The organism is Streptomyces sp. NPDC046197 (assembly GCF_040646295.1).
Classification (GTDB): Bacteria; Actinomycetota; Actinomycetes; order Streptomycetales; family Streptomycetaceae; genus Streptomyces.
Genome location: NZ_JBEYZY010000107.1, coordinates 1 through 1,356, shown reverse-complemented (window position 1 = coordinate 1,356; position 1,356 = coordinate 1). Strand labels below are relative to the sequence as shown.

Annotated in this window: 1 protein-coding gene; it reads right to left on the bottom strand. The window is 66.9% G+C overall.

The window, feature by feature from the left end; translation table 11 throughout:
- Nucleotides 1-43: 43 nt before the first annotated feature.
- Entirely contained in the window at nucleotides 44-1,108 is a 1,065-nt protein-coding gene (locus tag AB0A61_RS41095) for an IS110 family transposase (protein ID WP_361304744.1), read from the bottom strand.
- Nucleotides 1,109-1,356 lie beyond the last annotated feature (248 nt).

Below are 1,356 nucleotides of genomic sequence, written 5' to 3'. Positions count from 1 at the left end.
GAGCAGACGCGGCCCATGGCGTCCAGGAAGCTCCTATAGATCGTCAAGCAGTCTGTAGGAGTTCTGCCTGTGAGGTGTTCGTACTGGTCAGGTGCTTGTAGACCTCGCGCGCGATGAAGCGTTTGAGGCAGCGGAAGATGTCCTTCTTTGACATGCCTTCGGCTGTGCGGCGTGCGACGTAGAGCCGTGTGCGAGCGTCGTAGCGCATACGCACGAGGGCAATCGTGTGGAGGGCATGGTTGGCCTGGCGGTCGCCGCCGCGGTTGAGGCGGTGGCGGTTGGTCCGGCCGGAGCTTGCGGAGATTGGGGCTGCCCCGCAGAGGTGAGCGAAGGAGGCTTCGGATTTCAGACGGTCGGGGTTGTCGCCGGCGGTGATCAGGAGCTGGGCGGCCGTCTCGGTGCCGACACCGATCAGTTCCAATAGCCCCGGCGCCGCCTGCGCGACCAGGGGTTGGAGTTCCGCGTCAGCCTCGGCTATCTCCTCGGTGAGGTTTTGGTAGCGGCGAGCCAGTCGCCGCAGGGCGGTTTTGACCGCACAGCTCGGGTCGGCGAGATCAGTGCCGGGGCGGGAGCGCGAGAGCTGCGAGACCAGCTGGTAAGTGGGCAGGCCACGTAGGCGTTCACGTACCTCGGCAGGGGCCGAGACGATGAGCGTACGGATCTGGTTGATCGTCTGGGTGCGGGCCTTGATGGCCGAACGCCGGACGACCCGCAGGGATCGGATGGCCTCCACGATGCCGTCGCGGGTTTTCGGCCGGCCGTTGGCGCGGCCGGACAGGACGGCGGTCGCGGCCGCGTAGGCATCGACGGGGTCGGACTTGCCGTTGGCCCGCCGGGCCTTGCGGTCGGGGCGGTCAACGTCGACGACGGTGACCTCGTTCGCCAACAGGAAGCGGGCGAGTTCGGAGCCGTAGGCGCCAGTGCCTTCGACCCCGACGGCGAGCACATCACCGTGCGAGCGCATCCACTCCAACAGGCGCCGGTAGCCATCAGGAGTCGTGGGGAACGGTGCGGTGGCAAGGTGCCGGCCGATGGAGTCGATCACCGCGGCCTGGTGGAAGTCGGTGTGAGTGTCCACGCCGCCGACCACCACGATCTGGTCTGCCATGCTGTGTCGTGCTGTCCTTCCGTGCGATACACAAGGGATCGCACGGGCCGGTCGGACGGCTGGACAAGACTGTGATGGGACCTTTGGCCGGGCTCCTATGAGGTCACAGGCGCCCGACCGGCCGCGTGCAAAGCGCCGCCCAGCCGACCGACGATTCCTGGAGAGGACAGCTCGAAGCGTCAATCGTTCGGTGGGTCAGGCCTGCCGAGCAGCGCCGCGGTGAATCCTCACAGTCGTTCGTACAGTGG

What these genes read in the sequence shown, in the direction of transcription:
- AB0A61_RS41095 (WP_361304744.1), bottom strand. Translation starts at nt 1,108, where the DNA reads ATGGCAGACCAGATCGTGGTGGTCGGCGGCGTGGACACTCACACCGAC.